The organism is Pseudomonas sp. (genome assembly GCF_030683065.1).
Classification (GTDB): Bacteria; Pseudomonadota; Gammaproteobacteria; order Pseudomonadales; family Pseudomonadaceae; genus Aquipseudomonas.
In genome coordinates, this window is the sequence record NZ_JAUXMX010000040.1 from 82,862 (window position 1) to 104,362 (window position 21,501).

Sequence of the window (21,501 nt, forward strand, 5' to 3'; positions counted from 1 at the left end):
ATGACCCGTTCCGATACCCTTATCGAAGTACGCGACCTGGCCGTCGAATTCGTCAATGGCGACTCCAGGCAACGCGTGGTCGAAGGCGTCAGCTTCGATATCCACCGCGGCGAGACCCTGGCCCTGGTCGGTGAAAGCGGCTCAGGCAAGTCGGTCACCGCCCACTCGATCCTGCGCCTGCTGCCCTACCCTTTGGCCCAACACCCGAGCGGCAGCATTCAGTATGCCGGCCAAGACCTGCTCAAACTCGGCGAGAACAAACTGCGCGGCATTCGCGGCAACCGCATCGCCATGGTGTTTCAAGAGCCCATGACCTCGCTGAACCCGCTGCACAGCATCGAAAAGCAGATCAATGAAGTGCTGGCCCTGCACAAAGGCTTGTCCGGCAAAGCCGCCACTGCGCGCACTTTGGAGCTGCTCGGGCTGGTCGGCATTCCTGAACCGCACAAGCGGCTCAAGGCCTACCCCCACGAACTGTCCGGCGGCCAACGCCAGCGGGTGATGATCGCCATGGCCCTGGCCAACGAGCCAGAGCTGCTGATCGCCGATGAGCCGACCACTGCGCTGGATGTCACCGTACAGCTGAAAATCCTCGAATTACTCAAGGATCTGCAGGCGCGCCTGGGCATGGCGCTGCTGCTGATCAGCCACGATCTCAACCTGGTTCGACGAATTGCCCATCGCGTATGTGTCATGCAGCACGGAAAGATCGTCGAACAGGCGTCGTGTGAACAGCTGTTCCGTGCGCCGCAGCATCCCTATACCCAGGAACTGCTCGGTGCCGAGCCTAGCGGCGAGCCGGTGGCCAACCCTGCTGGCGAGCCGTTGCTGGAAGTTGACGATCTGCGCGTGTGGTTCCCGATCAAGAAAGGGCTGCTGCGCCGTACCGTCGACCATGTAAAAGCGGTGGACGGGATCAATTTCAGCCTGCCCCAGGGCCAAACCCTGGGTATCGTTGGCGAAAGCGGTTCCGGCAAGTCCACTCTTGGCCTGGCAATCCTACGACTGATTGGCAGCCAGGGCGCCATTCGCTTTCAAGGCCAGGCACTGGATGGCATGACGCAGCAGCAAGTGCGTCCGCTGCGGCGACAAATGCAGGTGGTGTTTCAGGACCCCTTCGGCAGCCTGAGCCCCCGGATGACGGTGGGTATGATTGTCGGCGAGGGCCTGCGTATTCATCGAATGGGCACGGAAGCGGAGCAGGAACAGGCGATCATCGACGCACTCGTGGAGGTAGACCTGGATCCGGATACCCGGCACCGCTACCCCCACGAGTTTTCCGGTGGGCAACGGCAGCGCATTGCCATTGCCCGTGCACTGGTGCTGAAACCGGCGCTGATACTGCTGGACGAGCCGACCTCGGCGCTCGACCGAACTGTTCAGCGTCAAGTAGTTGAGTTACTGCGTTCGTTGCAGGCCAAGTACAACCTGACTTACCTGTTCATCAGCCACGACCTGGCGGTGGTCCGCGCTATCAGCCACCAACTGATAGTGGTCAAGGAGGGTCAAGCGGTCGAACAAGGCTCGGCAGCGGCAATTTTTGCCGCGCCACAACATATTTATACCCAGCAGTTGCTGGAAGCCGCTTTACTGGCTCCAGGCACTGCTGACTAAATCCTTAAAAGCAGCAAGAGGAAGAGCACACATGGGTTTTCTAAGCGGTAAGCGCGTACTGATCGTTGGCGTTGCCAGCAAACTGTCCATCGCCTCAGGCATCGCCGCGGCCATGCACCGCGAAGGCGCCGAACTGGCCTTCACGTATCAGAACGAAAAACTCAAAGGTCGCGTCGAAGAGTTCGCCGCCGGCTGGGGCTCCGGTCCCGAGCTGTGCTTTCCCTGCGACGTGGCCAGCGATGAAGAAATCGCTGCGGCATTCGAAGCCCTGGGCAAGCAATGGGACGGCCTGGACTGCATCGTCCACTCGGTTGGTTTCGCGCCTGGCGACCAACTGAATGGCGACTTCACCGACGTCACCACCCGCGAAGGCTTTCGCATCGCTCACGACATCAGCGCCTACAGCTTCGTCGCCCTGGCCAAAGCCGGCCGCGAAATGATGAAAGGCCGCAACGGCAGCCTGCTGACCCTGTCCTACTTGGGCGCTGAGCGCACCATGCCTAACTACAACGTCATGGGCATGGCCAAGGCCAGCCTGGAAGCCGGCGTACGTTACCTGGCTGGCAGCCTCGGCCCAGAAGGCACGCGGGTCAATGCCATCTCCGCCGGCCCGATCCGCACCCTCGCCGCTTCAGGGATCAAGAGCTTCCGCAAGATGCTCGCCGCCAACGAGAAGCAGACCCCGCTGCGCCGCAACGTGACCATCGACGAAGTCGGCAACGCCGGCGCTTTCCTCTGTTCCGACCTGGCCTCAGGCGTCAGCGGCGAAATCATGTACGTCGACGGTGGCTTCAACACCACTGCCATGGGTGCGATGGAAGAGTGATTGCCACGCCCCGCGAGGCAATGGCCGTACATTAACGGCATCCAAACAAACGCCCCGACTGGTTCGGGGCGTTTGCGTATAAGGTCCACACACGCAACAGCGCTCTTGGCGTCCCTGCAACACGCTAACGCTGTCAGCTTAACCAGAGAACCCGCAGCCAGGCTCGACGCAGATGAAACAACAGCAAATAGCGGCTTTTTGCCTGCAATTGCCCGGCGCCCGCGAAGACTTCAAATGGGGCAATAACCAGGTGTTTTCCGTGGCTGGCACCAAGATGTTCGCCATCCTCAACGTTCTCGGCCATGAACTGGCGTTCAAGGTCGACAGCGATCTGTTCCTCGGCTATGTCGACCGTCCGGGCATCCGACCCGCGCCCTACCTGGCACGGGCGCACTGGGTGAGCATGAGTTGCACCCATCCACCGATCGGCGACGACGAACTGTGGCAACTGCTGACCCGCTCGCACCAACTGGTGGTGCGCAAATTGCCCAAGCGCCTACAAGCCGGCCTGCTGCTCGATCCTTGATTGCCTAGCGCGGCAGGTAGGCGCGCAGTATTTCGCCGAAATAGGCACCGTCCAGTAACAGCCAATCGACCCAAAACGCCTGGTGCGCGGTGACGATTAACCAGAACCACAGCTGATAGGACGGCTTGCGGGTTTTATGGCGAAACACCTGCTGGGCCAGCAAGGCGCCGGGCCAGCCACCCAGCAACTCGACCAGGTGCAAACTGTTCTCCGGCGTTCTCCGGCCACCGTTCAGTGCGCGAGCCTTGTCATGCCAGTATTGCCCGAAGCTGATCAGACTGGCCGCCACATACACCACCAACACCCAGACAAACCCTGAATTCGCCTGTAGCTGCAGCGCGCCGAACAATGGCAGGCCGCATAGTGCGCAAAACAGCAGCAACTTCAGGCGCAGATTATGAATCACGCCCACGGCCTCGCGCTTCGCCCGCGCCTGAGCGGGTTTTCGCACAACGGCGGCGGGTTTGACGGAGCGCGGCTTACGCCGGATGTCCGGCTGATCGAGGACCAGATCGCCGGCCAGGCGAATATGCTCGGCGCGCACGCGCCCTTGCCGATCCTTGCCAGCGATATACAACACCTGGTCTCCGGCCACCGGACGCCGATCGCCCCGCAGCGCCGAGATGTGCGCAAAAACCTCGCTACCGCCCTGCTGCGGCTGGATAAAGCCGAAGCCCTTGTCATCGTCCCAATTGCGCAACAACCCGCGCTGCTCCATGACGGCTAGCCCTAAACTGAAAAACCTATTCTAGCGGGCTCACGCAGGGTAATGCCGCCGGAGAAACCCCAGCAATAACCGATTAACCTCGGCAGCCTGCTCGTTCTGGATCCAATGGCCACAATCGCTCAGCACGTGCTGCTCAAGGTTGGCGATGCGTGTAGGCATTTGTTTGAGGGTATAGGCCTCTAGAGTCCCTACCGGGTCCATGTCACCGAGCAGGAACAACGCCGGCTGTTCGATCTGTTTGTTAGCCAATGCCTCGGTGCGCTGCCAGTTGCGCTCAAAGTTGCGGTACCAATTGAGTGCGCCATGAAAACCGCGCCCAGTGAACGTCTTCAGGTAGTGATTGAATGCCTCGGCATCGCACCACGCCGGCAACACGCCCGGGTCCAGCATGCCGTCGAACAACCCGGCGCCAGCCGATTTTTCCTGGAGGAAGAAGTCCTTGGGCACGGCGGCGGAGGTGTTGTGCATCATCATGCGCAGGGTACGTGGGATATCGGCGTCCATTTCCTGCTCGGCAACCCCGGGTTGCTGAAAATGCAGAATGTAATGGAAGCGCTCAGCATAGTGCTGACGCATCATCTCGATCGCGGGCTGCCTGGGCCGCCCGCCGAAGGGTACGGCCATGCCAACCACCGCCTTTACCCGCTGCGGCTCCAGGAGCGCCAGGTGCCAGGCAACCGGCGCACCCCAGTCGTGGCCGACCACGCAGGCCTGGCTGTGCCCAAGCAGCTCCATTGCGGCCTGGATATCGCCGCACAAGGTAATCAGGTCATACGCCACCGAATCGCGCGGCGCGCTGCTTTGCCCATAGCCGCGCATTTCCGGGATACACACGCGATAACCCGCCGCAGCCAAAGGGCCGATTTGCTGGCGCCAGGAGTGCCAGCATTCAGGAAAACCATGCAGCAGCCACAGCGGGCGGCCCTCCACAGGGCCTGCACTGTAGAGACTGAGGGTGATGCCGTTGACGGCGAGCAGTTGGTGTTCGAGCGAATTCATAGTGCCTCCATGAGCGGAGATCACTATGACAAAGGCGCGCCAAGCAGCGCGCCTTTTATTAATCCGCCGAATGCAGCCTTACACGCTCAACCTTGGGCGGTACTCCAGTCGATTAAATGCAGTTGCCAGGTCGCCAGAATCAGCAAACCGAAACCGATGCGATACCAGGCGAAGATCGCATAGCTATGGTTACCAATAAACTTGAGCAGTCCACGCACGGCAATCATGGCGAAGATAAACGAAGTGACAAAGCCGATGGCGAATACCGGCAGATCCGCGGGCAGAAATAACTCGCGGTACTTGTAGCCGGAGTAAACCGCCGCACCGACCATGGTCGGCATCGCCAGAAAAAAGGAAAACTCGGTCGCCGCCTTGCGTGACAAACCAAACAACAGGCCGCCAATAATGGTCGCACCCGAGCGCGAAGTACCTGGGATCATTGCCAGGCACTGGGCGCAGCCAACTTTCAGCGCATCCTTCCAGGTCATGTCGTCGACGCTTTCGGCATGGATAACATGCTCACGCCGCTCGGCCCAGAGCATGATCACCCCACCCACTATCAGCGCAGCCGCTACGGTAATCGGGTTGAACAGGTACTGGTGAATCAGGTCGGCGAAGGCCACCCCAAGAATCACCGCAGGCATGAAGGCAATCAGCAGGTTACTGGTAAAGCGCTGGGCCTCGGCCTCGCGCGGCAAACCGAGCACCACCTCAATGATCTTGCGCCTGAACTCCCACACCACGGCAAGGATGGCGCCCAACTGGATAATGATATTGAAGGCCATTGCCCGCTCACCAGAAAAACCAATGAGATCGGCGACTATGATTTGATGACCGGTACTGGATATCGGCAAGAACTCGGTAATACCCTCGACAATGCCCAAAATCAACGACTGTACGGCGACCCAGAGATCCATCAACGCTCCTAAAGCGTGCGGCATCTACCGCACGAACAACATAAATGAGTACGCCGCTGCTAAAGTCTTACACAGCGTTTAACCGCACGAAAAACCTGAAAACTCAGGTTTCAGCTCCGCGGGCCGAAATGCTATCAGAGACGAAAGCCTATTGCCGTATCAAGCAGGCTCATGCGCAAGCGCGCGAGTGACATCTAACAGGAGAGCCGTAATCCAATTGGCGGAAGGTCTAGAACCCTAAGAGGCGCATTCAATATATAAGGGACGCGCCCTGACCCAGAACAAGAACCTAGAGAGCCATACTATGAACAGCCTACGCAGCCTGCCCATCAGTCGTCGCCTGTGGCTTATTCTGGGCGTCGCCATTCTCATGCTGAGCATTCTTGGCGCGTTGATGCTGCAACAGATCCATCGCGACCTGTATGCCGCCAAAGAAGAGAAAACCCAACACGTGGTACAGAGCGCAGCCGGCATCCTTGCCCACTATCACAGCCTCGAGACAGCCGCCAAGCTCAGTCGTGAGGACGCGCAGCAACAGGCCATGGCGCTAATCCGGGGACTGCGCTACGACAGCCAGGAGTATTTCTGGATCAATGACCTGACGCCTACCATGGTCATGCATCCGACCAACCCCAAACTTGAAGGGCAGAACCTTTCGGGCTTCAAAGATCCAGACGGCAAAGAGCTGTTCAATGAAATGGTGCGGGTCAGCAAGGCCAATGGCTCAGGCTTGGTCAACTATCGCTGGCCAAAGCCGGGCTCAAGCGACCCGGTAGCCAAGACCTCCTTCGTGAGTTTGTTCCAGCCTTGGGGCTGGATCATCGGTTCCGGGGTATATGTCGATGATGTCCAGGCGCAATTCCAGACTCAGGTCTGGCGCACCGCGGGCATCAGCGGTGCAATCGCCCTCCTGATGGCTCTGCTGGTAACCCTGATCTCGCGCAGCATTACTCGCCCCCTGCAAGAGGCTGTCGATGCCATGGCCAATATAGCCAGCGGTGAAGGCGACCTCACTCAAGCCATGGCAGCAAACGGCAAGGACGAACTGACCGCCCTGGCTGAGCACTTCAATGCCTTCACCGAAAAATTGCGCCGCGTCATCCGCCAATCACTCGACTCTGCCCGAACCCTTGATGAAGCAGCGCGCTCGCTCGGCAGCATCGCTCGCGAAGCCCAGCAGCATGGCCAACAGCAATCTCAGCAGATGGAACTGGTGGCCACGGCCATCAATGAGGTGACCTATGGCGTGCAGGATGTAGCGAAAAATGCCGAACATGCATCGAGCGAAGTACATACCGCCGAAGCCCAGGCAAGTCAGGGCCAGCAGAACATCGATGCCAGCCTGCGGCAGATCGGTCAACTCTCCGGCACTATCGATCAAGCGGTAGACGTGATCCAAAAGCTGGCCTTGGAGAGTACCCAGATAGGCAGCGTTCTGGAGGTGATACGCTCAATTGCCGAGCAGACCAACCTGCTCGCTCTCAATGCGGCAATTGAAGCTGCACGCGCGGGTGAACAAGGTCGCGGGTTTGCCGTGGTCGCCGACGAAGTGCGTTTGCTGGCCCAGCGCACCCAGCAATCGACTGCTGAAATTCAGGGTATGATCGAGCGCTTGCAAGGCAACTCGGAAGCAGCAGTAAAGGTCATCAACGAAAGCAGTCGTGCCTCGCAGCTTACTGTCGAGCAGGCCAGTCAGGCCGGCGAGAGCCTGGGGCAAATCGCCCAATCACTGCGCAACCTGACCGGCTTGAATGCTTCGATCGCCAGCGCCACACTGCAGCAGTCGCAAGTTGTTGAAGATATCAATCAGAATGTTACCCAAGCGGCTGGCTTAGCCCACAGCAATGCGCTGGCAGCAGAACAGTCCAGCGAGGCCAGCCAGCGCCTGGGCCAACTGGCAGAGCAACTAAACCGAGTACTGGGTCAGTTTCGCGTGTGAGGCATGAATGAGTGGGATGGAGCATCAGGAAGTCGACCTCGACCGGCCACAGAACCTGGACCTGATCTGGGATCTTGACAGCATGGCGCGTCGAGAACTGGCGGAGCGGTTCATCAAGTTGTTCGAGAATCGCTTATGCGTCTATTCCGAATCCGTGCGCCAGCTCTATACCAACTACAACCTGCACTTCCCCCTCGACCAGCAACGCAAGATGGTGGTGCTGCCCAATCCCTATGCGTTCCATGACACCCTGCACGGCATCGAGGCGCTTGCCGTGCGCAAAACCGGGCTATGCATATTGCCCGGTGTGGTACTGGGCAAGCCAGGCCTGCTGCTAAGTACACAAATCAAAGATGGCGGACCGGCGCCGAAAACCATGCCGTTCAAACGCGCACTGGCGCAAATTATCAGCAATCAGAAGAAAGCCGGTGACGTGTTTCTACCCATCATGATGAAGGGGGATCTGCGCGAGTTCGACCAACAGATGCCCTACATCCACTTGCACCGCTTGCAAGTAACTCACCTCAATCGGTTATCGGTGTTCGAGCGCAATGACATTCAGCAGACCATTACCCGCAAGCTGCTAATGCTCTATCGCCAGGCGGATAGCCTGGCGTGCTAGCGCCAGGCCGACGGTCACTCATGCAACCAGTACACTGGCCCAAGCCAGTAACAGGCTGAGCGAGACGACCACTGTCAGCGGCATGCGCAGGCTTGAATACCACCGTGGGGCCAGCCCCAACTTGACGGCATGTACGTCAGCAAAATAAAGCCCCACAAACGCGATGAGCAACGTTGGCAAGGCCAGCGCCATTGGCAGCCCGGCAGAAATGGCCAGCCAGCCAAGCAAGGGGGGGATTACCGACAGGCCTAACTGGATCTGCGCTTGCTCATCAGCCTCCTCGGCACGCATCGCCAAGCCCCAATGGATCGCTCCCATAAAAGCCAGAATCAAGGCTGCATAATCCAACAAAGCCTCAAGCACGAAAGGACGCCAACCCAGTGGGATCACCCAGATCCCCAGCGCTCCGCTGACAAAGGGTAGCAATCCGGCAAAACCGAGCAAAACTGCAATCTGCGGTGGTTTTTCGGCGTAAAAGGGGTGCATTGGCTACTCCTGATTTTCTGTTTTATGCCGCCATAGCATGCTGCTTGCGTGCGCATTGGGCAAAGACCATAGGGTCATTTCCAGCGGTAAACGGTGATGAGACTCGCCGTCGTCTCGACTTAGGCAAGCCATACACGCCAATCGAGCGCGCCGAATGTCACAAAAGCACGCGCCCCGGCATTGAGTATCTGGCATGCCCGGCAGCACTGCATTGGTTAAAGCACAACCTGAACTGTTAATATCACACCTTATCGGAGCGATGATTTCAGTCGCGTATTTTAGAGAGACAACCTGTGGAACTGTTCAAAGAGTTTACCTTCGAAGCTGCCCATCGACTTCCCCATGTGCCTGCAGGGCATAAATGTGGACGCTTGCACGGCCATTCTTTTCGCGTTGCCGTGTATATCGAAGGTGAGGTCGACCCTTATACCGGCTGGATTCGCGACTTCTCTGAGATCAAAGCGATCTTCAAGCCACTCTACGAACAGCTTGATCATAACTACCTGAACGAAATTCCTGGCCTGGAAAACCCAACCAGCGAAGTCGTCGCCAAATGGATCTGGCAACAGCTCAAGCCTCTACTCCCGGAATTGTCCCGCATCCGCATCCACGAAACCTGCACCAGTGGCTGCGAATACCGCGGAGACTGAGCCAACCGTCGCCCCACCTCGGTTCAGGCGCTATTGCCGTTAAGCGCGGCTGTTGGCGGGGCTGTCAGCGGCAGCCCATAAGGCCTTGTGGGACAGCATGCGCTGTGGCTTTAGTCCGTTAGAAATCCCGCCACCGTATCGGCTGCAGTCTGCATATGCTGCGCATGTGTGAAGCCTGAGCGCTGCAGCGGCTTGAGGTCGTGATCGCCACTCGCCAGCCAGTGCAACATCACCGCCTCGGCAAGTTGATAACTCGCTACTGTCTGGCGATCGCCTAAGGCGTCACGCTCGCCCTGGACAATCAGGGTCGGTGTGCGCAGTTCGGCAAGGTGCGCGACCCGCGGCTTGTCCGGCTTGCCAACGGCATAAAACGGATAACCCAGGCACACCAGCGCATCAGCGCCCAGCTCATCGGCGACCAAGCTGGCCATGCGTCCGCCCATGGACTTGCCGCCGATAGCCAGTGGGCCTGCGACTTGATGGCGCACCTGGGTATACACCTCACGCCATTTCTCCAGCAGCTTGGCCTGGGGGTTCGGGGGGCGTTTCTTGCCATCCAGGCGCCGCGCGGCCATGTAGTCGAACTCGAAGCGCAGCACCGCAACCCCACGTGCAGCGAGCAGTTGCGCCATCTGCGTCATGAATTCGCTGTCCATCGGCGCGCCCGCACCATGAGCCACGATCAGGGTGGCTTTTGCCGCAGCAACCGGCCGATTCCACAGCCATTCTTCTTGCCCCGCCGGCCGTGCGCATTGATCCCCGTCAATACCGGCACTTTGCCCTTTGTTCATGCTTACTCCGCTCTTAGAAGTCTTTTGCCATGTGTCAGAGCAACTGCTCGCGCACGGCCAATTGTTTTGAATGATCTGCCCATAACCGTGGATGGAAGCCCAGACATGAACACTACAATCAGTTCCGCCTACAACTACAAGGTGGTTCGCCAATTTGCCATCATGACAGTGGTGTGGGGCATAGTCGGTATGGCGGTCGGCGTATTGATCGCCGCACAACTCGCCTGGCCCGCACTCAACTTCGACCTGCCGTGGCTCAGCTTCGGGCGCCTGCGCCCGCTGCACACCAACGCGGTGATCTTCGCCTTCGGCGGCTGTGCGCTATTTGCAACCAGCTACTATGCGGTGCAACGCACCTCACAGGCGACCCTCTTTGCGCCCAAGTTGGCGGCATTCACCTTTTGGGGCTGGCAGGCAGTAATCTTGCTGGCCGCCATCAGTCTGCCGCTTGGCTTTACCAGCTCCAAGGAATACGCGGAACTGGAATGGCCGATCGATATATTGATCACCGTGGTCTGGGTCAGCTATGCCATCGTGTTCTTTGGCACGATCATGAAGCGCAAGGTTAGCCACATCTACGTGGGTAACTGGTTCTTCGGTGGCTTCATCCTCACCGTGGCCATCTTGCACCTGGTCAATAACATGGCCATTCCGGTGACCTTCACCAAATCGTATTCGGCCTACGCAGGCGCTACCGATGCGATGATCCAGTGGTGGTACGGGCACAACGCAGTAGGCTTTTTCCTGACTGCCGGCTTCCTCGGCATGATGTACTACTTCGTGCCCAAGCAAGCACAACGTCCTGTGTACTCCTATCGCCTGTCGATCGTGCACTTCTGGGCACTGATTGCCGTCTACATCTGGGCTGGCCCGCACCACCTGCACTACACCGCGCTGCCGGATTGGGCGCAGAGCCTGGGCATGGTGATGTCGCTGATTCTGCTGGCTCCGAGCTGGGGCGGCATGATCAACGGCATGATGACCTTGTCGGGCGCATGGCATAAGTTGCGTACCGACCCGATTCTGCGCTTTCTGGTGGTGTCCCTGGCCTTCTACGGCATGAGCACCTTCGAAGGCCCGATGATGGCGATCAAGACCGTCAACGCCCTGTCTCACTACACCGACTGGACCATCGGCCACGTTCACGCCGGCGCTCTTGGCTGGGTAGCCATGGTATCGATCGGTTCGATGTACCACATGATCCCGAAAGTCTTCGGTCGCGACGAAATGCACAGCATCGGTTTGATCAATGTGCACTTCTGGCTGGCCACTATCGGCACCGTGCTCTACATCGCCTCGATGTGGGTCAACGGCATCGCCCAAGGCCTGATGTGGCGTGCAGTCAACGAAGACGGCACCCTCACCTACTCCTTCGTCGAAGCCCTTGAAGCCAGTCACCCCGGCTTTCTGGTACGCCTGATCGGCGGCTCGATCTTCTTCAGCGGCATGCTGGTGATGGCCTGGAACGTCTGGCAGACCGTGCGCCATACCAAGGCCGCCGAGCGGGAAGCCGCTGCACAGTATTCGGTTGAAGGAGCCCACTGATGAGACACGAAATACTCGAGAAGAATATCGGCCTGATGGCACTGCTGATGGTGCTCGCCGTCAGCGTCGGTGGCCTGACCCAGATCGTCCCGCTGTTCTTCCAGGACACGGTCAATGAGCCGGTGGTTGGCCTCAGGCCTTACACCGCGCTGCAGCTGGAAGGCCGCGATATCTATATCCGCGAAGGCTGCGTTGGCTGCCACTCGCAGATGATCCGGCCGTTCCGTGCTGAAACCGAACGCTATGGCCACTACTCGGTCGCTGGCGAAAGCGTTTACGACCATCCGTTCCTCTGGGGCTCCAAGCGTACCGGGCCGGATTTGGCCCGAGTCGGCGGCCGCTACTCGGATGAGTGGCACCGCGCCCACCTGTACAACCCGCGCAATGTAGTGCCTGAGTCGAAGATGCCATCTTACCCATGGCTGGTGGAGAACACCCTGGACGGCAAGGACACCGCCGCCAAGTTCAAGGCACTGCGCATGGTTGGCGTGCCTTACAGCGACGAAGACGTCGCTGGTGCCGCCGAGGCGGTCAAGGGCAAAAGCGAGATGGACGCCATGGTCGCCTATCTGCAAGTACTCGGCACCGCCGTCAAAAACAAGAGGTAGGCCATGTCATTCGCAATCATTGATATCGGCATCTTGCGCGGTATAGGTACGGCACTGGTCCTGCTGTCCTTCGTCTGCGTCACGCTCTGGGCATACAGCAGCAAGCGTCGCGCCACGTTCGACGAGGCGGCACTCCTGCCTTTTGCCGATGAACCCACGTCTGCTGCACCGAGGAGCAACACCCCATGAGCACCTTCTGGAGCTGGTATGTAACCCTGCTGACCGTTGGCACCCTGCTCGCCCTGTTCTGGCTGATCTTCGCGACCCGCAAGGGCGAGGCGCACAAGAGCGAGACCGAGCAGACCATGGGTCACTCCTTCGATGGCATTGAGGAATATGACAACCCACTGCCCAAGTGGTGGTTCATGTTGTTCATCGGCACGCTGATCTTTTCCATCGGCTACCTGGTCCTCTACCCGGGCCTTGGCAACTGGAAAGGCCTGCTGCCAGGCTACGAAGATGGCTGGACCCAAGTCGCACAATGGGAACGTGAAGTTGATCAGGCCGATGCACTGTACGGGCCAATCTTCGCCAAATATGCCGCCATGCCCTTGGAAGAAGTAGCCAAAGACGAGCAGGCACTAAAAATGGGTGGCCGCATGTTCTCCACCTACTGCTCGGTTTGCCATGGTTCCGACGCCAAGGGTTCGGCGGGCTTTCCTAACCTTGCCGACAACCATTGGCGTTGGGGCAGCGAGCCCGCGACGATTAAGACCAGCATCCTCAATGGCCGCATGGGCGTAATGCCGGCGTGGAGCCAAGTGATTGGCGAAGACGGCGTTCAGCAAGTTGCCGCCTATGTGCGCCACGACCTCGCAGGCTTACCACTGCCTGCCGACAAGTCGTTTGATCCGCAACGGGGGGCGCAGCTGTATGCCACCAACTGCCAGGCTTGCCACGGCGCAGAAGGCAAAGGTATGGCCATGCTCGGCGCACCCGACCTGACTAAGCCCGCCGGCTGGATCTACGGCAGCAGCCTGGTGCAATTGCAACAGACCATCCGTCACGGCCGTAACGGCCAGATGCCGGCCCAAGAGCAGTACCTGGGCAACGACAAGGTGCACCTGTTGACCGCCTATGTAATGAGCCTGAGCCAGGGGCAGAAGGCAGAGTAAGCCTCCCCGTAAAATTGGCGGCAGCCTGCTGTCGCCAACCCCCTCAACACCCCCTCTACCGCCAGCCGCAGCAGGTGCGACGCAACGTCGCATAAGCTCGCTACGGCTTGGTCATTTCTTGATTTGAGTTAAGCTTGGCCTCAGTCGTAAGACACCGTGACCCAGGGCAAGGTTTTTCCTGCGCGGTTTCCCAGCTGTCGTCAGACGCTGTCAAACACTCCCAAACCCTTGCCCAAAGCCTTCGAACGCACGACCCGGCGGGCCTGCAAGATTGCAATGCCCCCCTGTCTTCTCCATACTTGCCGCCGATTTTTGCCCCTAAAAAATCCATTAACCGTGGAAGCCAGCATGAGCACAGCAATCAGTCAGACTGCTTATAACTACAAGGTGGTACGCCAATTCGCCGTGATGACGGTGATTTGGGGAGTCATTGGTATGCTTCTAGGTGTGTTCATCGCCGCACAACTCGTGTGGCCGGAACTCAACCTGGGCATGGAATGGACGAGCTTCGGCCGTCTGCGCCCCCTGCACACCAACGCGGTGATCTTCGCCTTCGGCGGATGCGCACTCATGGCCACATCTTTCTATGTGGTGCAACGCACCAGTCAGGCTCGCCTGATCTCCGACGGTTTGGCGTCATTCGTGTTCTGGGGCTGGCAGGCAGTGATCGTACTGGCCGTCATCACCCTGCCGATGGGCTTCACCGGCAGCAAGGAATACGCCGAACTGGAATGGCCGATCGATGTTCTGATCACCATTGTCTGGGTCGCTTACGCGATTGTGTTCTTCGGCACCGTGGTCAAGCGCAAAACCAAGCACATCTATGTGGGCAACTGGTTCTACGGCGCATTCATCCTGGTCACCGCCATGCTGCACATCGTCAACAGCGCTGCTGTGCCGGTGAGCCTGTTCAAGTCGTACTCGATGTACGCCGGCGCGACCGATGCAATGATCCAGTGGTGGTACGGCCACAACGCAGTAGGTTTCTTCCTGACCACCGGCTTCCTGGGGATGATGTACTACTTTGTCCCCAAACAAGCCGAGCGGCCGATCTACTCGTATCGCCTGTCCATCGTGCATTTCTGGGCACTGATCACCCTGTACATCTGGGCCGGCCCGCACCACCTGCACTACACCGCACTGCCGGATTGGGCGCAAAGCCTGGGCATGGCGATGTCGCTGATTCTGCTGGCGCCAAGCTGGGGCGGCATGATCAACGGCATGATGAGCCTGTCGGGCGCCTGGCATAAGCTGCGCACTGACCCGATCCTGCGCTTCCTGGTGGTATCGCTGGCCTTCTACGGCATGTCGACCTTTGAAGGTCCGATGATGGCGATCAAGACCGTCAATGCCCTGTCGCACTACACCGACTGGACCATCGGCCACGTACATGCCGGCGCTCTCGGCTGGGTAGCGATGATCTCCATTGGCGCGCTTTATCACTTGATCCCGAAGGTCTATGGCCGCGAGCAGATGCACAGCATTGCGCTGATCAACCTGCACTTCTGGCTGGCCACTATCGGTACCGTGCTTTATATCGCCTCGATGTGGGTCAACGGCATCACCCAGGGTTTGATGTGGCGCGCAGTCAACCAGGACGGCACCCTCACCTACTCCTTCGTCGAAGCACTGGAAGCCAGCCATCCTGGGTTCGTGGTGCGCATGATCGGCGGCATGTTCTTCGTCACCGGCATGTTGTTGATGGCTTACAACACCTACCGCACCGTGCGAGTCGCCAAGCCAGCTGAATACGAAGCGGCCGCGCAGTTCAACGCTGGGAGCGCTCACTGATGAAACACGAAATCATCGAGAAGAATATCGGCCTGATGGCGCTGCTGATGGTTCTCGCCGTCAGCGTCGGCGGCCTGACCCAGATCGTGCCGCTGTTTTTCCAGGATGTGGTTAATGAGCCGGTGGAAGGCATGAAGCCTTACACCGCACTGCAACTGGAAGGCCGTGACATTTATATCGCCAATGGTTGCGTCGGCTGCCACTCGCAGATGATCCGCCCATTCCGCGCTGAAACCGAGCGCTACGGCCACTACTCGGTCGCCGGCGAAAGCGTCTACGACCACCCGTTCTTATGGGGCTCAAAACGTACCGGTCCGGACCTGGCCCGGGTTGGCGGCCGCTACTCGGACGAGTGGCAACGCGCCCACCTGTACAACCCGCGCAACGTGGTGCCCGAGTCGAAGATGCCGGCCTACCCTTGGCTGGTTGAGCACAAACTCGACGGCAAGGACACAGCCAAGAAGATGGAAGTCATGCGTGGCTTTGGTATCCCCTACACAGATGAAGACATCGCCGGGGCCAAGGACGCAGTGAAGGGCAAGACTGAAATGGACGCGCTGGTCGCGTACCTGCAGGTCCTTGGCACGTCAATCAAGAACAAACGGTAACGCACATGGATATCGGGACTATTCGCGGTATAGGCACAGTAGTGGTGTTCATTGCCTTTATTGGCTTGGTGCTCTGGGCCTACAGCAGCCGACGCAAAGAAAACTTTGACGAGGCCGCCAACCTGCCCTTCGCCGACGAGCCCAAACCCAGTGAGCGCGACGAGAAATCTTCCAGGAGCAATAACCAATGACCACGTTCTGGAGTTGGTACGTAACAATCCTATCGCTAGGCACCATCTTCGCGTTGACCTGGCTTATTTTTGGCACCCGTAAGGGGCAACGCCAGGAAACCACCGAAGAAACCGTCGGGCATAGCTTCGACGGTATCGAGGAATACGACAATCCACTGCCAAAGTGGTGGTTCATGCTGTTCCTTGGCACCATCGTCTTTGCGCTCGGCTATCTGGTGCTCTATCCGGGCCTGGGTAACTTCAAAGGTCTGTTACCGGGCTATGAGTACCTCGATAACAAAGCCAAGACGCCATTTGCTACTGATATCCAGGTCAGTGACGGCATGCGCAATGCTGGCTGGACGGGCGCACATCAGTGGGAAAAGGAAATGGCCAGGGCTGACGCTCAATACGGGCCGCTCTTTGCCAAATATGCTGCCATGCCAATCGAACAGGTTGCCCAGGATGAGCAAGCACTGAAGATGGGCGGTCGCTTGTTCGCGTCCAACTGCTCGGTGTGCCACGGCTCAGACGCCAAGGGCGCCTACGGCTTCCCTAACCTGACCGATAACGACTGGCTGTATGGCGGCGAGCCGGAAACCATCAAGCAGACCCTGCTCAAAGGCCGCCAGGGCATGATGCCTGCGCAACTTGCTGTAATTGGCGAAGATGGCATCCGCAATGTCGCCGGCTATATACGCACCTTGTCTGGCCTGAAAAATCCGGAAGGTATCGAGGTAGACCTTGCCGCAGGTCAAAACATCTTCGCGAGTAATTGTGCAGTCTGTCATGGTGCTGATGCCAAGGGCCAACAGGTCATGGGCGCGCCGAACCTGACCGACCGAATCTGGTTGTATGGTTCAAGCTTCGCTCAGATTCAGCAAACCTTGCGCCATGGTCGTAACGGCAAGATGCCTGCCCAGGAAGACTTCCTCGGCAATGACAAAGTGCACTTGTTGGCGGCGTATGTTTACAGCCTGTCGCAACAACCCGAGGAGAAGTAATTCTCCACCTGAACTGAGCGCGACCTCCGGTCGCACCCAGCCAGGGCAAGCCAGGCGTACCATAGCGCAACAGTGAGAATGACCCCGGCTGGCATGTATCGGCCGGGGCAGCCAACCAACCGCCGTGGTACATACTGATGAGCTCGCAGATTCCCGTTAAAGACGTCACCCCGGCCAAGGTCGAAACCGTAGACCTCTACGCCAATCGCGAAAAAATCTACACCCGCGCCTTCACCGGTATCTTCCGCAATCTGCGCATGCTCGGTGGCGCCCTGCTGTTCCTCCTCTATTTCGGCACTGTCTGGTTAACCTGGAATGGCCGCCAAGCCGTCTGGTGGAACCTGCCAGAGCGCAAATTCCACATCCTCAGCGCCACCTACTGGCCCCAGGATTTCGTCCTATTGTCAGCCGTGTTGATCATTGCCGCCTTCGGCCTGTTCTTTATCACCGTCTATGCCGGACGCGTGTGGTGCGGTTACACCTGCCCGCAGAGCGTATACACCTGGGTATTCATGTGGGCAGAAAAGGTCACCGAAGGCGACCGTAACAAGCGCATGAAGCTCGACAAAGAGCCGATGAGCGCCCAGAAATTCCTGCGCAAGCTGGCCAAGCACAGTATCTGGGTTGGGGTCTCCCTGCTCACGGCCATCACTTTTGTCGGCTACTTCACGCCAATCCGTGAACTGATCCCGGAACTCCTCACCCTGCAGGCCAGTGGCTGGGCAGCGTTCTGGGTCGGCTTTTTCACCATCGCCACCTATGGCAACGCCGGTTACCTGCGCGAACAGGTGTGCATTTATATGTGCCCGTACGCACGCTTTCAGAGCGTGATGTTCGACCAGGACACCCTGATCGTCTCCTACGACCCACGCCGCGGCGAACAGCGCGGCCCACGCAAACGCGATGCAGACTACAAGGCTGAAGGCCTGGGCGATTGCATCGACTGCATGATGTGCGTGAATGTCTGCCCGACCGGCATCGACATACGTGACGGCCTGCAGATCGAATGCATCGGCTGCGCGGCGTGCATCGACGCCTGCGACAGCATCATGGAGAAAATGGATTACCCCAAAGGGCTGATCAGCTACACCACCGAGCACAACCTGTCGGGACAGAAAACCCACCTGGTTCGTCCGCGCCTGATCGGCTATGCCATCGCGTTGCTGGCTATGATGGCGGTCTTCGCCTGGGCCGTGGCCAACCGCTCGCTGGTCGAGCTGGACGTACTCAAGGATCGCGTGCTCTATCGCGAGAACGAGGAAGGCCGGATCGAGAATGTCTACACCCTGAAAATCATGAACAAAGCCCAGCAAGAAATCGTCTACCTGATCGAAGCCGATGGTCTCGATGGCCTGGTTTACGAAGGCAAGCGGGAAATCAAAGCCCTTGCTGGTGAAGTACTATCGGTGCCGGTCGAGCTCTCGATCGATCCGGAAAAACTGCCGTCCAGCACCAATGAAGTTATGTTTCGCATACGCTCCGCAGACGATGCGAGCATCCAAAACGACGCTGCCAGCCGCTTTATCGGCCCGAGCGTCCGCTGATCAAAAGGCCAAGCATGTCTGAAGATGCACCGATCAAACCCTGGTTCAAGCAGTTCTGGCCCTGGTTCCTTATCTCCCTGCTGGCTTATTCAGTGGTGCAAGGGCTGACCCTGCTGACCATCTCCATCAAGAACCCGCCGGGCCTGATTTCCGACGATTATTACGATGTTGGCAAAGGCATCAACCAGTCACTGGAGCGTGAATCCCTGGCCATACAATTGCAACTGCGCGCCACCCTCGACCTCAATGACGAGACCGGGGTTGCTCACTTGCAACTGCAAGGCAATAGCGGCCCTGCGCAATTGGTGCTGAACCTGATCTCGCCAACCCAACCCGAGCGTGACCGGCGCATCGTTTTGCAACCGCAAGGCGACGGTGTCTACCGCGGCCAAATGCAGGACTCCGTTCAGGGTCGGCGTTTCGTTGAGTTGATTGGCCAGGAAGGAGGCAAGGACTGGCGCTTGTTCGAAGAAGAAACCCTGGAAAGCGGCAAAACCATCCGCCTCGGTGACGCACAATAGCGTTCGCTCCCTTGAGGGCGCAGCCTGCTGCGCCCTTCTTGCTCAAGTATCAGACCTCAGACTGCCCTCCCAATGGCTAGCCCTCTCCCCTGTTACCACTGCGGTTTACCAGTCCCAACCGGCGGTCGTTTCCACGCCCAGGTATTGGGCGAAACCCGTGCCATGTGCTGCCCTGGATGCCAGGCGGTGGCCGAGGCCATAGTCGCGGGCGGGCTGGAGCACTACTACAAACACCGCAGCGAAAGCGCCACCAACCCGCAAAGCCTGCCACAGGCACTGCCCGATGAACTGGCATTGTATGACCGTGCGGATGTGCAGCAGCCCTTTGTCGAACAGCACGGCGGGCTCAATGAAACCTGCCTGCTGATCGAAGGCATCAGCTGCGCCGCCTGCGGCTGGCTGATTGAAAAGCACCTGCGCGATGTGCCGGGCGTTGCCGAGGCTCACCTCAACCTGTCCAACCACCGCCTGCAAGTGCGCTGGGCCGACAGTCAGTTGCCTCTCAGCCAGTTGCTCCAAGAACTGCGCAAGATCGGCTATGCCGCCCACCCCTGGCATGCCGACGCCGCCGCCGAGCAGTTGCAGCGGGAAAACCGCCGCGCCATGCGCGAACTGGGCGTGGCCGGCATGCTCTGGATGCAGGTGATGATGGCCAGCATGGCCACCTGGCCAGAGTTCAACGTCGACCTCAGCCCAGAACTGGACAAGATTCTGCGCTGGGTCAGCCTGTTCCTCACTACCCCGATCGTCTTCTACTGCTGCGGCCAGTTCTTCCGTGGCGCCATGCGCGACCTGCGCACCCGCCACCTGACCATGGACGTTTCGGTGTCGCTGGCCATCGGCGGCGCCTATGTCGCAGGCATCTGGTCGACCGTCACCGGCCAGGGCGAGCTGTATTTCGATGCAGTCGGCATGTTCGCCCTGTTCCTGCTCGCCGGTCGCTACCTGGAGCGGCGCGCCCGCGAGCGCACCGCGGCGGCAACCTCACAGTTAGTCAATTTGCTCCCCGCCTCCTGCCTGCGCCTGGATACCGATGGCCAAAGCCAGCGGATTCTGCTCAGCGAATTGCGCACCGGCGAGCATGTACTGGTACCGCCAGGCGCCCTGCTACCCGCCGACGGGCGCATTCTCAGCGGCCAGTCGAGCGTCGATGAATCGCTGCTCACTGGCGAATACCTGCCCCAGCCACGCACCGTCGGCGACAGCGTGACCGCCGGCACCCTCAACGTTGAAGGCCCACTGACCGTCGAAGTGCAGGCGCTTGGCGATGCAACCCGGTTGTCAGCCATCGTCCGCCTGCTGGAGCGTGCTCAAAGTGAGAAACCACGCCTGGCAGAAATCGCCGACAAGGTCGCACAATGGTTCCTGCTGATCGTACTGGTAGTGGCCACCGTGGTTGGCGGGATCTGGCTGCAGATCGACTCATCACGCGCTTTCTGGATCGTACTCGCCCTGCTGGTTGCCACCTGCCCCTGCGCCTTGGCCTTGGCCACGCCGACCGCACTGACCGCCGCCACCGGCAGTTTGCATAAACTCGGCCTGCTGCTGACTCGCGGGCACGTGCTGGAAGGTCTCAACCAGATCGACACGGTAATCTTCGACAAGACCGGCACCCTGACCGAGGGCCGCCTGACCCTGAGCGCCATCCACCCACTCGGCGCACTGGACAGCGATGCCTGCCTGGCATTGGCTGCAGCCTTGGAAAATCGCTCGGAGCACCCGATTGCTCGCGCCTTTGGCCGTGCAGCGCAGGCCGCTGAGCAGGTCGACAGCATTCCCGGGCGAGGTTTGCAGGGCTTGGTCGCAGGCCGTGAACTGCGTATTGGTCAGCCCGAATTTGTCAGCCAGTTAAGCGGCCTGCTCGCCCCGACGATTCCCGGCGAACAGGGCCAATGGCTGCTCCTCGGCGACAACCAAGGCCCGCTCGCCTGGTTTGTCCTCGATGACCGCCTGCGTGACGACGCCCCCGCCTTGCTCGACGCTTGCCGCGCGCGCGGCTGGCACGTGTTGCTGCTATCGGGCGACAGCTCACCGATGGTTGGCGAAGTGGCGCGTCAACTCGGCATCGAAGACGCACGCGGCGGCATGACCCCAGACGCCAAACTGGCGGAGCTGCACAAACTGCATGCACAGGGTCGCCGGGTACTGATGCTCGGTGACGGGGTCAATGACGTCCCGGTGCTGGCCGGTGCTGATATCAGCGTGGCCATGGGCAGCGCCACCGACCTGGCGAAAACCAGCGCCGATGCAGTACTGCTCTCCAACCGCCTGAGCAGCCTTATCCAGGCCTTCAGCCTGGCGCGACGCACCCGCAGGATCATCATCGAGAACCTGACCTGGGCCAGCCTGTACAATGGCCTGGTATTACCCTTCGCTGCCATCGGCTGGATTACACCAATCTGGGCCGCGCTGGGCATGTCGCTCAGCTCGCTGCTGGTGGTGTTGAATGCATTACGGCTAACGCGCCAGTAGGGTGGATCACGCTTTACCGATCCACC

At 59.3% G+C, this 21,501-nt stretch carries 22 protein-coding genes; 17 read left to right on the forward strand and 5 right to left on the reverse strand.

The features are described from left to right. The 3 genes from Q8K09_RS13290 to Q8K09_RS13300 all read left to right on the forward strand — a co-directional run bounded on the left by Q8K09_RS13290 (position 1) and on the right by Q8K09_RS13300 (position 2,966). A complete protein-coding gene (locus Q8K09_RS13290) occupies positions 1-1,614 on the forward strand; it encodes an ABC transporter ATP-binding protein (RefSeq protein ID WP_305255438.1) in 1,614 nt (537 codons plus the stop codon). Between the two features lie 31 nt (positions 1,615-1,645). Beyond that, on the forward strand, positions 1,646-2,440 hold the full coding sequence (fabI, locus tag Q8K09_RS13295; protein ID WP_305255439.1) for an enoyl-ACP reductase FabI: 795 nt from the start codon (positions 1,646-1,648) through the stop codon (positions 2,438-2,440). A 172-nt stretch (positions 2,441-2,612) separates the two neighbouring features. Continuing rightward, on the forward strand, positions 2,613-2,966 hold the full coding sequence (locus Q8K09_RS13300) for an MmcQ/YjbR family DNA-binding protein (protein ID WP_305255440.1): 354 nt from the start codon (positions 2,613-2,615) through the stop codon (positions 2,964-2,966). A 4-nt stretch (positions 2,967-2,970) separates the two neighbouring features. Here Q8K09_RS13300 and Q8K09_RS13305 read toward each other — a convergent pair whose 3' ends face one another. The 3 genes from Q8K09_RS13305 to Q8K09_RS13315 form a co-directional block, all read right to left on the reverse strand. Next, complete coding sequence (locus Q8K09_RS13305) at positions 2,971-3,684, reverse strand: cold shock and DUF1294 domain-containing protein (RefSeq protein ID WP_305255441.1); 714 nt, start codon at positions 3,682-3,684, stop codon at positions 2,971-2,973. Between the two features lie 39 nt (positions 3,685-3,723). Next, positions 3,724-4,692 carry an alpha/beta fold hydrolase gene (locus Q8K09_RS13310; RefSeq protein WP_305255442.1) on the reverse strand — a complete coding sequence of 323 codons (969 nt, stop codon included), beginning with the start codon at positions 4,690-4,692 and terminating at the stop codon, positions 3,724-3,726. An 86-nt stretch (positions 4,693-4,778) separates the two neighbouring features. Further along, a complete protein-coding gene (locus Q8K09_RS13315; protein ID WP_305255444.1) occupies positions 4,779-5,609 on the reverse strand; it encodes an undecaprenyl-diphosphate phosphatase in 831 nt (276 codons plus the stop codon). Between the two features lie 304 nt (positions 5,610-5,913). On the opposite strand from Q8K09_RS13315, the gene Q8K09_RS13320 reads away from it, so the two are divergent. Together Q8K09_RS13320 and Q8K09_RS13325 are read left to right on the forward strand one after the other, a co-directional pair. Further along, positions 5,914-7,548, forward strand: coding sequence for a methyl-accepting chemotaxis protein (locus Q8K09_RS13320; protein WP_305255445.1), 1,635 nt, complete (start codon positions 5,914-5,916; stop codon positions 7,546-7,548). A gap of 7 nt (positions 7,549-7,555) precedes the next feature. Continuing rightward, on the forward strand, positions 7,556-8,170 hold the full coding sequence (locus Q8K09_RS13325; RefSeq protein ID WP_305255446.1) for a hypothetical protein: 615 nt from the start codon (positions 7,556-7,558) through the stop codon (positions 8,168-8,170). 18 nt (positions 8,171-8,188) lie between these two features. Here the strand turns inward: Q8K09_RS13325 and Q8K09_RS13330 are convergent, their stop codons facing one another. Then, positions 8,189-8,656, reverse strand: a complete 468-nt coding sequence (locus Q8K09_RS13330; protein WP_305255447.1) for a DUF3429 domain-containing protein — start codon at positions 8,654-8,656, stop codon at positions 8,189-8,191. 293 nt (positions 8,657-8,949) lie between these two features. Between Q8K09_RS13330 and queD the strand changes: the two genes are divergently transcribed. Further along, the gene (queD, locus tag Q8K09_RS13335; protein ID WP_305255448.1) at positions 8,950-9,306 is read left to right on the forward strand and encodes a 6-carboxytetrahydropterin synthase QueD; all 357 of its coding nucleotides are present in this window, start codon (positions 8,950-8,952) and stop codon (positions 9,304-9,306) included. Positions 9,307-9,416: 110 nt separating this feature from the next. On the opposite strand, the gene Q8K09_RS13340 is transcribed toward queD, so the two are convergent. Beyond that, positions 9,417-10,097, reverse strand: a complete 681-nt coding sequence (locus tag Q8K09_RS13340; RefSeq protein WP_305255449.1) for an alpha/beta family hydrolase — start codon at positions 10,095-10,097, stop codon at positions 9,417-9,419. 105 nt (positions 10,098-10,202) lie between these two features. Here Q8K09_RS13340 and ccoN (Q8K09_RS13345) point away from each other — a divergent pair, with 105 nt between their 5' ends. From ccoN (Q8K09_RS13345) to Q8K09_RS13395, 11 genes are all read left to right on the forward strand, one after another. Beyond that, a complete protein-coding gene (gene ccoN / locus Q8K09_RS13345; RefSeq protein WP_305255450.1) occupies positions 10,203-11,642 on the forward strand; it encodes a cytochrome-c oxidase, cbb3-type subunit I in 1,440 nt (479 codons plus the stop codon). Beyond that, positions 11,642-12,250 carry a cytochrome-c oxidase, cbb3-type subunit II gene (gene ccoO, locus Q8K09_RS13350; protein ID WP_305255451.1) on the forward strand — a complete coding sequence of 203 codons (609 nt, stop codon included), beginning with the start codon at positions 11,642-11,644 and terminating at the stop codon, positions 12,248-12,250. The genes ccoN (Q8K09_RS13345) and ccoO (Q8K09_RS13350) overlap by 1 nt, the downstream gene beginning before the upstream one ends. A gap of 18 nt (positions 12,251-12,268) precedes the next feature. Then, positions 12,269-12,439: a cbb3-type cytochrome oxidase subunit 3 gene (locus Q8K09_RS13355; protein WP_370869537.1), complete on the forward strand. Its 171-nt coding sequence runs from the start codon at positions 12,269-12,271 to the stop codon at positions 12,437-12,439. Further along, positions 12,436-13,365 carry a cytochrome-c oxidase, cbb3-type subunit III gene (ccoP, locus tag Q8K09_RS13360; protein ID WP_305255453.1) on the forward strand — a complete coding sequence of 310 codons (930 nt, stop codon included), beginning with the start codon at positions 12,436-12,438 and terminating at the stop codon, positions 13,363-13,365. Before Q8K09_RS13355 ends, ccoP (Q8K09_RS13360) begins: the two co-directional genes overlap by 4 nt. Positions 13,366-13,713: 348 nt before the next feature. Beyond that, on the forward strand, positions 13,714-15,156 hold the full coding sequence (gene ccoN, locus Q8K09_RS13365; RefSeq protein ID WP_305255454.1) for a cytochrome-c oxidase, cbb3-type subunit I: 1,443 nt from the start codon (positions 13,714-13,716) through the stop codon (positions 15,154-15,156). Beyond that, a complete protein-coding gene (gene ccoO, locus Q8K09_RS13370) occupies positions 15,156-15,764 on the forward strand; it encodes a cytochrome-c oxidase, cbb3-type subunit II (protein WP_305255455.1) in 609 nt (202 codons plus the stop codon). The genes ccoN (Q8K09_RS13365) and ccoO (Q8K09_RS13370) overlap by 1 nt, the downstream gene beginning before the upstream one ends. A 5-nt stretch (positions 15,765-15,769) precedes the next feature. Beyond that, positions 15,770-15,955: a cbb3-type cytochrome c oxidase subunit 3 gene (locus tag Q8K09_RS13375; protein WP_305255456.1), complete on the forward strand. Its 186-nt coding sequence runs from the start codon at positions 15,770-15,772 to the stop codon at positions 15,953-15,955. Further along, positions 15,952-16,938: a cytochrome-c oxidase, cbb3-type subunit III gene (gene ccoP, locus Q8K09_RS13380; RefSeq protein ID WP_305255457.1), complete on the forward strand. Its 987-nt coding sequence runs from the start codon at positions 15,952-15,954 to the stop codon at positions 16,936-16,938. Before Q8K09_RS13375 ends, ccoP (Q8K09_RS13380) begins: the two co-directional genes overlap by 4 nt. Before the next feature lie 137 nt (positions 16,939-17,075). After that, entirely contained in the window at positions 17,076-18,482 is a 1,407-nt protein-coding gene (gene ccoG, locus Q8K09_RS13385; RefSeq protein ID WP_305255458.1) for a cytochrome c oxidase accessory protein CcoG, read from the forward strand. A gap of 14 nt (positions 18,483-18,496) precedes the next feature. Beyond that, positions 18,497-19,003, forward strand: coding sequence for a FixH family protein (locus Q8K09_RS13390; RefSeq protein WP_305255459.1), 507 nt, complete (start codon positions 18,497-18,499; stop codon positions 19,001-19,003). Between the two features lie 72 nt (positions 19,004-19,075). After that, entirely contained in the window at positions 19,076-21,475 is a 2,400-nt protein-coding gene (locus Q8K09_RS13395; protein ID WP_305255460.1) for a heavy metal translocating P-type ATPase, read from the forward strand. Positions 21,476-21,501: the final 26 nt, after the last annotated feature.

Bases quoted from the DNA above. Each gene is read 5' to 3' on its own strand.
- ccoN (WP_305255450.1), top strand. From the start codon at position 10,203: ATGAACACTACAATCAGTTCCGCCTACAACTACAAGGTGGTTCGCCAA.
- Q8K09_RS13325 (WP_305255446.1), top strand. From the start codon at position 7,556: ATGAGTGGGATGGAGCATCAGGAAGTCGACCTCGACCGGCCACAGAAC.
- ccoO (WP_305255455.1), top strand. From the start codon at position 15,156: ATGAAACACGAAATCATCGAGAAGAATATCGGCCTGATGGCGCTGCTG.
- ccoP (WP_305255457.1), top strand. From the start codon at position 15,952: ATGACCACGTTCTGGAGTTGGTACGTAACAATCCTATCGCTAGGCACC.
- ccoP (WP_305255453.1), top strand. From the start codon at position 12,436: ATGAGCACCTTCTGGAGCTGGTATGTAACCCTGCTGACCGTTGGCACC.
- Q8K09_RS13315 (WP_305255444.1), bottom strand. From the start codon at position 5,609: ATGGATCTCTGGGTCGCCGTACAGTCGTTGATTTTGGGCATTGTCGAG.
- Q8K09_RS13395 (WP_305255460.1), top strand. From the start codon at position 19,076: ATGGCTAGCCCTCTCCCCTGTTACCACTGCGGTTTACCAGTCCCAACC.
- Q8K09_RS13310 (WP_305255442.1), bottom strand. From the start codon at position 4,692: ATGAATTCGCTCGAACACCAACTGCTCGCCGTCAACGGCATCACCCTC.
- Q8K09_RS13300 (WP_305255440.1), top strand. From the start codon at position 2,613: ATGAAACAACAGCAAATAGCGGCTTTTTGCCTGCAATTGCCCGGCGCC.
- Q8K09_RS13375 (WP_305255456.1), top strand. From the start codon at position 15,770: ATGGATATCGGGACTATTCGCGGTATAGGCACAGTAGTGGTGTTCATT.
- ccoN (WP_305255454.1), top strand. From the start codon at position 13,714: ATGAGCACAGCAATCAGTCAGACTGCTTATAACTACAAGGTGGTACGC.
- fabI (WP_305255439.1), top strand. From the start codon at position 1,646: ATGGGTTTTCTAAGCGGTAAGCGCGTACTGATCGTTGGCGTTGCCAGC.
- Q8K09_RS13320 (WP_305255445.1), top strand. From the start codon at position 5,914: ATGAACAGCCTACGCAGCCTGCCCATCAGTCGTCGCCTGTGGCTTATT.
- Q8K09_RS13340 (WP_305255449.1), bottom strand. From the start codon at position 10,097: ATGAACAAAGGGCAAAGTGCCGGTATTGACGGGGATCAATGCGCACGG.
- ccoG (WP_305255458.1), top strand. From the start codon at position 17,076: ATGAGCTCGCAGATTCCCGTTAAAGACGTCACCCCGGCCAAGGTCGAA.
- Q8K09_RS13305 (WP_305255441.1), bottom strand. From the start codon at position 3,684: ATGGAGCAGCGCGGGTTGTTGCGCAATTGGGACGATGACAAGGGCTTC.
- ccoO (WP_305255451.1), top strand. From the start codon at position 11,642: ATGAGACACGAAATACTCGAGAAGAATATCGGCCTGATGGCACTGCTG.
- Q8K09_RS13290 (WP_305255438.1), top strand. From the start codon at position 1: ATGACCCGTTCCGATACCCTTATCGAAGTACGCGACCTGGCCGTCGAA.
- Q8K09_RS13390 (WP_305255459.1), top strand. From the start codon at position 18,497: ATGTCTGAAGATGCACCGATCAAACCCTGGTTCAAGCAGTTCTGGCCC.
- Q8K09_RS13330 (WP_305255447.1), bottom strand. From the start codon at position 8,656: ATGCACCCCTTTTACGCCGAAAAACCACCGCAGATTGCAGTTTTGCTC.